Source organism: Candidatus Zixiibacteriota bacterium, assembly GCA_029860345.1.
Taxonomy (GTDB): Bacteria; Zixibacteria; MSB-5A5; order GN15; family FEB-12; genus JAJRTA01.
The window spans coordinates 313,549-323,845 of record JAOUBJ010000005.1 but is presented as its reverse complement, the minus strand read 5'-3'; the positions used below and the strand labels follow the sequence as shown (position 1 = coordinate 323,845).

6 protein-coding genes are annotated in these 10,297 nt (G+C 54.6%); 1 reads left to right on the top strand and 5 read right to left on the bottom strand.

Features of this window, described 5'->3' with window-relative positions:
* Positions 1–265: 265 nt before the first annotated feature.
* Complete coding sequence (locus OEV49_07690; GenBank protein ID MDH3890953.1) at positions 266–2,287, bottom strand: S9 family peptidase; 2,022 nt, start codon at positions 2,285–2,287, stop codon at positions 266–268.
* Positions 2,288–2,667: 380 nt separating this feature from the next.
* On the opposite strand from OEV49_07690, the gene OEV49_07685 reads away from it, so the two are divergent.
* Positions 2,668–4,965 (top strand): thiamine pyrophosphate-dependent enzyme, encoded by a 2,298-nt coding sequence (locus OEV49_07685; protein ID MDH3890952.1) that lies wholly within the window; start codon positions 2,668–2,670, stop codon positions 4,963–4,965.
* Positions 4,966–5,175: 210 nt separating this feature from the next.
* Here OEV49_07685 and OEV49_07680 read toward each other — a convergent pair whose 3' ends face one another.
* From OEV49_07680 to OEV49_07665, 4 genes are all read right to left on the bottom strand, one after another.
* A complete protein-coding gene (locus OEV49_07680) occupies positions 5,176–5,856 on the bottom strand; it encodes a hypothetical protein (protein ID MDH3890951.1) in 681 nt (226 codons plus the stop codon).
* A gap of 494 nt (positions 5,857–6,350) precedes the next feature.
* The gene (locus OEV49_07675; protein ID MDH3890950.1) at positions 6,351–7,625 is read right to left on the bottom strand and encodes a hypothetical protein; all 1,275 of its coding nucleotides are present in this window, start codon (positions 7,623–7,625) and stop codon (positions 6,351–6,353) included.
* A gap of 118 nt (positions 7,626–7,743) precedes the next feature.
* Complete coding sequence (locus OEV49_07670; protein MDH3890949.1) at positions 7,744–8,781, bottom strand: hypothetical protein; 1,038 nt, start codon at positions 8,779–8,781, stop codon at positions 7,744–7,746.
* Between the two features lie 182 nt (positions 8,782–8,963).
* Positions 8,964–10,295 carry a sigma-54 dependent transcriptional regulator gene (locus OEV49_07665; GenBank protein MDH3890948.1) on the bottom strand — a complete coding sequence of 444 codons (1,332 nt, stop codon included), beginning with the start codon at positions 10,293–10,295 and terminating at the stop codon, positions 8,964–8,966.
* Positions 10,296–10,297: the final 2 nt, after the last annotated feature.

Sequence of the window (10,297 nt, the reverse complement as noted above, 5' to 3'; positions counted from 1 at the left end):
CGACTAATACATCTTCCACGGAAACCAAAAAGAGAGAACAGCAATAAAGACAAAAAAGAACAGAAATAGAAAAAAGTGTTACCCATGTGCCCGGTCTAAAGTGTAACCTATGTACCCGGTCGTACACTTCGGCGGGGCCGGGGTGTGTTTGCAGCGGCAGACGAGGGCGGCTGCCACCCACTGACCACCACAAAACCAAAGGCTGGACCCCGGCCTTGGCCGGGGTGACAGAGGGGGCGGTTACGCGCGAAGCGCAAAAGCAGGTTTACCTGCTCATATACTTCTTGAACCACTTGTCGATCCACTCAAGGCGGGCGATACGCCGGTCGGGACGGCCATGTCGAGACAAACCATGCGGCTCCTCGGGGAAACGAACCATCTCGACCGTCTTGCCCAACACCTTCAGCATGACGAACATCTGCTCCGCCTGCTCAATACTGCACCTGAGATCACGCTCACTGTGAATGATCAAAACCGGCGTGCGGATTTTCTTGAAGTAGGTCATCGGTGAGCATTTTTCGTAGTTCTCTTTGTTGGTCCAGGGGTAACCGTCGAACTCTCGATTGAGCGCATATCCGATATCCGACGACCCGACGAACGATTTCAGGTCGACCACCGAGCGCTGAGTGACAGCCGCCGCAAACCGGTTGGTGTGGCCGATCAGCCAGTTGGTCATGTAGCCACCGTAGGAACCGCCGGTGACCCCTATCTTTTTCGGGTTGACGAATTTCTGTTTCTCCAGCCAGTCGGCGGCGGCCATACAGTCTTTGTAGTCAAGTTCACCCCAACCGCCGGCGATAGCCTCGGCCCAGGTCTCACCTCGTCCGGCGCCACCGCGCGGGTTGGTGTAGAGAACCACATACCCTTTGGCGGCCAGATACTGCATCTCGTGGAAAAAAGTGTGTGCATACTGTACGCGCGGTCCCCCGTGGATTTCGAGAATAGCCGGGTAGCGTCGCCCCGGCCTGGCATTCGGCGGCATCACCAGCCAACCCTGGACATTTGTGCCATCGAACGATTTTATGCTGACCTCACGCGTCCGTCCAAGGGTGCGCTCAAGCCGCACGAACGAATTGAGGTCGGTGCACTTTACCGCTTTCTCATGGCCCTTGTAGCGAGTCGGGCATACCAGTATCTCACCGGGGCTGTTGGGGTCAGAGTGGATCAGGGCTGCCTTCGAGGTCTTGCCGTTTACGGAGAACCCTTTGACATGGCATTTACCTGCGAACAGCCGGGTAGGTCGACCACCTTTGCGCGGTACACTGAACAGATTGGTAACACCATCATCGGACGACAGGAAGAAAACGCGCTTGCCGTCGGACGACCAGGCCGGGGCTGTCAAGTCGCCGACATCGCCGGTGTCGGTGATGGATTGGTCATAGGTCATCCGATCAAAGCTGGGCATGAGATCGACCGCTTTTGACCGACCGGCCAGTCCGACTTTCCAGACATGGACATTGGTAACGCCCCAGGCATCGTCGGGGTTGTCGTGGCCGAGGTAGACAACAGATTTACTATCCGGCGATACCACCGGCGCATAAACCGGTCCGGGTGGTGTGGGCAGCATGCGCTCTTTGCCGCCGCCGGCGCCGATGACAAACAGGTCGAGCCGGTCGCTGTCGAGGTCTTGCTGTTTGGCCCGGTTGGAGACATAGACAATTGACTTGCCGTCGGGGCTGACATTCGGCATGAGATTATCGCGGCGGCCTTTGGTGATTCGAGTGAGTTCGACCGACTCGATGTCAAGAGTATAGACCTGAAAAGTGTCTTTCGGCAGGAAGCCGGCGCCGTCCAGCCGGTAGAAAAGCCGCGTGATATGCCGGTAGACCGGCTGTTGCTTTTTCTTCTTTTCGTCCTGGATAAAGTGCGAATCGCTATAGCGGAGATTGAACAGAAGTTGCCCTCCACCGGGCATCCACTGAAGTGAAGCGATGGCGCCCTCGATTTCGATCAACTTTCTCTCAGCGCCGCCGGTGACCGGCATGACAAAGATGCCTGTTTTCTTATCACGAGTTGAGACAAAGGCGATCGTTCTGCCGTCGGGCGACCAGACCGGCTGTCCGTCGTTATGGTCGCCGTGCGTAAACTGATAGCCCTCCCCGGTTTTGAGATCATGCAGGAAAACATTGGTGAAATACTTGTTGGCCTTCTTGTCCATCCTTTCAACCGAGTAGGCGATTCTGTTCTCGTCCGGCGACAGCGCGACACCGGTCGGCAAGCGCAGTTTGAACAGGTCAGCAGCTGATATGGGGCGTCGGGTGGTCTTTTTGCGAGCGGGCTTATTCATGGCGGGTCCTTTCGGTTCGATAGCATCGTTGGCCGAAAAGCTACGCTACGAGAACCCCTCCGACAAGGAAAATGTGCCCGGCAGCTTGAAATGCCACATCACGCCTTCTTGCAAAGCCCTCCGGAAAGTCATTGCGAGGACGCATTAGGCGGACGCGGCAATCTCAAACGTCGTGTCGGGCAGTCGGTTGAGATCGCCACCACCACGCCAGGAGCGTGCTCTCGCGATGTCGGGACCGTGGCTGTCTATTATTCTCTCTGAGAAGAATTTGAAAAAGCTGCGATTTCCGGGAGCCTTTGGCCGTCAAAAGTGTTTACTTAGCCAATGAAACGAAGACTGCCCGGAACAAAAAATTATTAGAATTCGCAGGAGACACGACGGTGGACATACTTACGATCATAGACGAAGTCAAGGGTTTCGATGGGAAAGCCGCCTCGAAACCGAAAGCAAACGAGGCGCTTGAAGAGTATGCAGGCAAAACGCCGAAACAGTTGAAGAAGATGCTTCATTCGATGTTGACGGCGCGGCGCATCGAGCGCGAGGAAAAACTCTTGCTGCGCAAAGGATACAACCGGTTTTTCATCGGCTGTGGCGGTAAAGAGTTGGCCGATGTGGCTTTTTGTGACAACCTGAAAGTCAGCGACCCGATGTGCGGTTACTACCGCAACAAAGCGTTTGATATGCATCGAGGCGCCTCGATAGATCAGAAAATGCTGGAAGCAATCGGTGATCCGCGCGCCGAGGCAACCGGCGGCATGTTGATACCGGCCCATTCGGCCTATCCGGCGCTGTCGATAATCCCCCAGGCATCACCCACCGGTTCGCACGCTTTGGAAGCAGCGGGTATAGGCGATGCCATCATCCACCCCACCAAAGTGTCGAAGCAATCGGATATGCCGGGCGGCGCATACCCCGGCGATGCGGTGGTGTTTTGTTCGATCGGTGAGGGGTCGACATCGTCGCCGGAGTTTGGTCGGGCGGTATTCTACGCTACCTTTGACAAGTCGCCCACGGTTTTTGCCATCTACAACTGTGGCTGGGCTATTTCCGTCTCAGTCGAAGAACAGTTTCCCGAAGGTGACCCGACGACGCCGTTTGAGGGGTATCAGCGATTCGGTTTGAAGATCATCCAGATGGACGGCACCGATATCAAAGACGCTCTGGCCAAGGCGGACGAGGCTGTTGAGTATGCCCGCTCGGGCGCCGGACCGGTCCTGTTGAACGTCCGGGTAACCCGCGAAGGCTCGCACTCAGGCTCGGATGATCAATCGTTCTACATGGACCCGGACGAACAAAAATGGCATACCAACAACGATTGCATTCTCAAGACGATCAGCACCCTTATCGACGACGGGATTGTTACTTCGGATGAAATACTGGACATGTGGGAAGCTATCGACAAAGAGATCACCCAGAAGTCCGCTACCGCCGTGGCTGACTTCAGACCGAAGACACTTGAGTTCATCGAGTCCAAAGTGTCTGCCTATGATTTCGACAAAGTACAGGAAACGTGGCAGCGCTACCGCAGCGCAACAAAGTTCGACCGTTCCAAGCGGTTCAAACAGTACCACGAAAAGAAATACTACGCCAGCCCGGAATTGCCCGAAAACGCCGGTCCCATGACTATGCGTTTTGCCATCAACTACACGTTGTTCGATCTGTTTCAGTTGACTGAAGATGCTATACTCTTCGGCGAGGATGTGGCCGACTTTTCCGGCCACATGATCGAGGAGAAAGAGAAACAGACCGGCATGAAAGGTAAGGGTGGTGTTTTTCTGGTGTCAAAAAACCTACAGCGCGAATTCGGCAACGCGCGCTGTTTTAACACACCGCTTGACGAATCCGGTATCCTGGGTCGGGCCTCGGGCCATGCCTACCAGGGGCGGCGTCCGATTCCGGAAGTGCAGTTTTTGGATTACATGTCACCGGCCTATCAACACTTGAAAGACCGCATCGCGACTACCTATCAACGGTCCAACGGGCAATGGTCGATGCCGATGGTGATTCGCTGCACCTACGGCGGCTACAAGCAGGGTGCGGGATCGTTCTGGCACTCCGAAGGCAACCTGGGCACCTGGATGAATATCCCCGGACTGCAAATCGTGGTGCCCTCGACCGCCTATGATGCCGCCGGACTCCTGAAGACAGCCTGGGCTTGCGATGATCCGGTGCTCTTCTGCGAGAGTGTGGCTCTATATAACCGTCGTGACTGGGAGGGAGTACCGATTGAAACAGAGGTGCCGGATATCGATGAACTGATTCCGTTCGGTGTGGCTCGTGTCTACAACGAAGAAGCTACCGATGTTGCCGTGATCACTTTCGGACCGACTGTGCACATGGCTCGCAAAGTGGCCGAGATCGTAAAAGAAAAAGGGATCAACCTGCGCGTCGTGGACCTGCGCACCATGAAGCCGATGGACGAGGATTGTATTCTCCAAACGGCTAAAGAGTGCGGCAAGGTAATCGTTGTGACCGAGGATCGTTTCCACGGCGGTTCGGCGGCAACAATCGCATCGGTCATTACCGGTGGCGATGCGCTCTTTCATCTGGAGGCGCCGGTCAAGCTGGTAACGGCTATTGACGCGCGCGTTGCCTACGGCGTCGATGGTGACGAAGCGTGTCTACCGACCGTGGACAAGATTGCCTCGGCGGTGGAGGAGCTGCACAGCGGGTATTAGATCACCCTTTCTTGTGCGTGGTGTACGTCCTCGTGCGCCACGTTGATCCAGTTTTGTAGGGTGGGTCCGTCTTCGGACCCGCCTTTTTCTGTGGGCAACGGGCTGGGTGGCCGTCTCAAACCTTGTTTGGGACGGTTCTGCAATAGATTGAAGATCACCCCCAAACCGGGTTTGAGGGTGCCACCCGCCGCTCACAGGAATATTGAGAGATCAATCATGTCGTGTATCTCGAATATAGTCACCGCATGGACCCATACTGATATTGAGTAGTACCCAGTCATTGTTTTCATCCAGGTGCAGCGAGCAGCCATAATTGTAGGTTCTTTCGGTTGGTTGACCCTGGGCAGCGCCCCAGACGAAGCCGGCCGCACCAAACAAGTACTCGTAAGTATAACCTTCCGTCAGAAAGGTGCTATCACCGTTGTCAGCAAACTTAAACCCTGCCCGGCCAGCAGGGTTACTACCATAGTTACAGAACGTACCCATTCTTGAGAAACGATCAGTCGCTCTCTCAGGATAGTGTTCTTTGACGAACGCCTTTGATGCTTCATAGGCCGAAAACTTCAACCACTCACCCGCAAGCGCAGCGGTTATCTCGACAGTGTCCACCACAACAATAGTATCAGTGGCTACAATCGTATCAGAAAAACAAAATTCCTCAAGGTTAATGCGGATAGCGTCACACGTATTACATCCGCAACCTTCTTTGTGCTGTGTGCCATTGGGCATCCAGAAGCCACCTTGTCCAACGGACGTAAGGTTGTTGTGAATGAGAATCATATCCGATGCCGGGGTGCTGTTTTCTTGACAGCTGACAAACAGAACTTTTGTGACCAGTATCAGAACTATCAGTAAGCCCACATTCGGGGTATCCATGAAGAAACTTCTCATTGTGGATTCCCTTTCAGCATTGAGTATTGAGGTTTCTATCCTTGCCCAGGATTCTGCAGGATGTAGTGTGCTCTGTCAACTACAATTCAGGTCTTGGGCCAAACGGGGGCTGCGACCGCCCACCAAATCCCCCACAAGAAAACCACCAACTCCAATCAAATTACGTCTGGACGCTGGTCTATAAAAGGACCAGACCTATGACCTCAGGCTACCACGAACAACTCTTCGGTACCCCACCCAACGGGCGGGTTCATCGTTTGCGTTCAGCGTTGCGGGTCGGACCAGCAATCACCATCGATTCGATTGTAAGAATGCAGATTCCCCGCAAAACAAACATACTGGCTCAGGGGTGGGATGTTGGAAAAAGCGAAAGCACCCAAAACGAACCCAATTGGCGGTAACGCATTGATGGCGTGTAGCATCAAACGATTCTGCTCGGATTGACCGGAAAAACGCGCGAAGCACCAAGAACCCATTCATGGGCCATTTATGGGCTAAAACTCGTAGGTCAGGTTGGATGATACGAGGTACAAGCGGGAGTTCTCCTGGCTCTGTTCGTGCCACTCCCAAACACCTGAAAACAACAGACTCAATCGCAGAGCCGAGTTGAAAGAGAGGTCGCCGATCAGACTCAGGCGTTCAAACGTGAAATCGGATTGCAGTTCGGATTCCGCGGTGAGGTTGCGTCGTCCGGTCGTGGACTCAGTCGAGACGAACAGACGACCGGGGGCCATGTAATCAAAAACGACTCTGGCGCCCGGTTCGGTGTAATCTTCACCGGCCGTATACTCGTTGTCTCGTTCGTTCAGTATCTCAAAGACAGGTCCCCAAGCCACACTGAAGGGACCGCTCTCTATACCGCCAAGCAGGGCCAGTTCGGTTTGAGAATAGCTGACGTTTATAGGGTCGTCGGGGTGGTAGAGGGTTAATTCCGTTTCGATTAGTTGACGACTGAACCATCTGTCTGAGATTCGGATGCGGTGGTCGGCCTGAAACACGAGGCGGTGATGGTCGTCTTTGTGTTCGGGCTGGTTGTAGTTTTTCTGAGTAAGTCCGGCCCAGATGTCGATTTCGCCCAGGCGGTAAAAGGCCAGACAGGTTGCTTCGGCGCCGAGCGAGAGATAGTCAAGAGCCAGACTGTCGGGGACTTTTCGTTGGTCGACGGTCAGTTTGAAGTCGGCGAAGGAGAAGTCGCCAAATAGTTTCTCAAGGCCGATGGAGCCACCGATGCGAAAATGGTTGTAGTTGTAGGTGGAGACCGATTGAAAGCGTACACCGTCACCTTTCAATTGCATGGTGATGCTGGTGGAACTACCCAAGGGTGCCGAGAATTTGCTTCGGGCGGAGGCGCGAAGATAGCTATCTCCGAATTCGGTTTGGCCGCGGTAACGATCTTTGACTTCCACTCGTCCGACCACTTGTACCTTTCGGTCGTGCCAGCGCTTTGAAAAATCGCCGGTCAGTCGCAACCGCAGGAACTCGGCGGTCTGATCGTAACCGGCGCGGAGTTCCATACGGTTGTCATCGAACGGCCGGTACTTGACCCACAACTGGCCTTTGAGGTCATCGAGGTAGTCTTTGGTCAATGACCATTCTACCAAAACCGAGTCTGCGCCCGAGGGGACGAGGTTGTCCAGGAAGTATTCCTGCGACAACAGATCATATCCCAACCCGGCGTTGATTGTCAGATCACCACTGTGCGCGGACAGTGTCAGGCAGAGGACGGTAATGAGTATTAATGTGTGGGTGGCGTTCAAGCGGGCTTGCAATACTACCTCGAGGATTGGTTGCGTCCTGTCCATCCGGTCGCAAAGAACCTACTACAAAACAACGCCCGCTGCAACAAGCGGGCGTTGTCGTGATGTTTTCAAGCACAGCATCCGGTTATTAACCGGCATCAAGGTATCTCTTCAGTTGTGTCAATGTCATCTCGGTAGCTTTAAGGGCGGCAGCGGCTGTTTCGGAGCGATCATTGTCGAGCCCTTCTCGTGCGAGCTCAAGCTGTTCAGCGGCCATCTCAAGAAACTTCTGACCGCGGTCATCGGAGGGTGCAACAACCTCAGCCAGGCGATCAAATTCGTTTTTCAGCCTCTCGTACCGTTTGATAAGAACATCATCACCACGACATTCACGCAGCGCTTGATTGGCCATTTTTCTGGATCGTTGCAGTGCCTGGATAGCTGCCTGGAATCTTTCGTTGGCGGCAAACTTGTTGGCCTGCTCGTAGGCCTCAACGGCATGTTGGGCCAGTTGTTGCGCGGCCGGCGATGTGCATTCGGCCAGAAGGGTACGGGCCCGTTCGAGCAATTGCTGGGCGGCGTCGGCGCGCCGCTCGAAATTCAATCGGTTGCGCAGATCACGATTCGAGGAGCGGACCAGTTTGTCCAGTGCTTTTTCTGCCTGGTTGGCCAGCATCAAAGCGGCGCGGAACTGGCCAAGCCTGTAGAACTCCCAGGCTTTGTCGAGGTTGTCCTGAGCCGATTGCAGTATGGCCAGGTAGTGGCTGTCAGATTGATCAATGAGTTGGTTGCGGGCTCGTTCCAGCATCTCAGCCGTGCGTTCCAGTTTGGTCAGAACAACGTGTTGGCTTTGTTCGCTCATGCGTCCGGTGGCGATCGCCTTCTTGGCTCTTTCGCGGGCTTGTTTGGTAAGACGCAATGCCAGGCGGGGGTATTCGTTTTCGTAGGCACGCCACGCCTGCGATTGCAGATCTATAGCCGCCTCCAGATTGAGCCGAGCCACCGGTGACTGGGATGCCTGGACCGCTTCTTTGGCCCGTTCGATCAATTGATCGGTGCGTTCCAGCTCGGCTCTGAGGGCGTCGGTGAGGCTTCCGCGATCGTCGGTGGTCTGAGCAGGGACAGAACCTGCCACGATTATCAGCAGACCGAGGATGGTCAAAGTCAGTATTGTATTTCGATACATCATAACTCCTGGTCAAAATCCATTAGGAGTATAATCAAACGGTGTGCCGATCCTGGCTCAATCGATTCGGTCGGGCTAACTTCCTGCCACTGTTGCCACTACAGGTTGCCGTTTTTTGTCGTTCCAGCCTGGCCCATACGAATCTGTACCAGACGGTACAGATGGCCGGACCTAAAGGAGCACTATGGTTTGATATCATGAACTTTCATCCTGCTGTACAATCGGCGTCGGCTTATTTTGAGCAGTTTGGCTGCTTCGGTTTTGTTGCCTTCGGCGCGGTCGAGAGCGGTGAGAATCATGATTTTCTCGGCTGTTTCCAAACCCTCGGCGGCCCCGGCTCCGGCTGTTCCCGAGTCGACCAACGGAGCATCGTCAATGTCCAGCGAGAAATCTTCGGTATCAATCGGTTCACCGCCGGCCAGTATCGTGGCTCGTTCGATGACGTTTTTGAGTTCACGGATATTGCCTGGCCAATCGTATTTCATAAGCAGTTTCCGGACCGGCTCAGACAGGTCGGGGTGATGATAGTTCAGAGAGGTCAGAAAGTGTTGAGCCAGTTCGATAATATCGTCGCGACGTGTCGACAGCCCGGGCATTTCAATGGGGAAGACATTCAGTCGGTAGTACAGATCTTCACGAAAAGTCCCTTTTTCGATTTCGCTTTTGAGCTCACGGTTGGTGGCGGCTATGATTCGGACATCGATGTCGATAGGATCGACGCCGCCTACTCGGAAGAGTTTTTTCTCTTCCAGTACGCGCAGCAGTTTGGATTGCAAGGCTGACGAGGTTTCCGCGATTTCATCGAGAAAAATGCTGCCTTTGTCGGCCAGTTCGAATCGTCCCCGCTTGCGGGCGACGGCGCCGGTGAAGGCGCCTTTCTCGTGTCCGAACAGTTCCGACTCCAAAAGCGACTCGGTCAGTGCGGCGCAGTTGACGGCGATGAACGGCTGGTCCTGGCGGGTCGACAGATCGTGCACCATGCGGGCAGCCAGTTCTTTGCCGGTGCCGGAGCGTCCGGTGAGCAGCACGGTGGTGTCGGTGGCGGCTACTTTGGCCAGGTCGCTCTTGACGGCCACGGTGGCAGCTGAAGAGCCGACAAAGTCGGTGTATGCCGTTTGCGATTCTTTTTTGAGATGGTCGATGAGCGCGGACTGTTTTTGTTGGTCAGCCAGTTTGCCTACCAGAATCTCAAGTTCGTCCAGCGAAAAGGGTTTGAGCAGATAGTCGGCGGCGCCCTTTTTCATCGCTTCCACCGCCGTCTCGGCTGAGCCGTAAGCGGTCATCATGACAACTTGAGTGCCTTCTTTGCTGAGTGCTTTGTCGAGAATCTCCATACCGGATACCTCGGGCATAGAGAGGTCGGTGATAACAATATCGAACGAATGTTCGGTGATGAGACCCAGCGCCTCTTTCGGCTGTGTACTGGTGGTGACCTGGTGACCGGCGTCTTCAAGCTGGCCGCAGATCAGCGAGGTCATTTTTGGTTCGTCATCGATTACTAAAATGTTGGCCATTT

Coding starts and splice junctions, on each gene's coding strand:
- OEV49_07670 (MDH3890949.1), bottom strand. CDS start 8,781: ATGTATCGAAATACAATACTGACTTTGACCATCCTCGGTCTGCTGATA.
- OEV49_07680 (MDH3890951.1), bottom strand. CDS start 5,856: ATGAGAAGTTTCTTCATGGATACCCCGAATGTGGGCTTACTGATAGTT.
- OEV49_07690 (MDH3890953.1), bottom strand. CDS start 2,287: ATGAATAAGCCCGCTCGCAAAAAGACCACCCGACGCCCCATATCAGCT.
- OEV49_07665 (MDH3890948.1), bottom strand. CDS start 10,295: ATGGCCAACATTTTAGTAATCGATGACGAACCAAAAATGACCTCGCTG.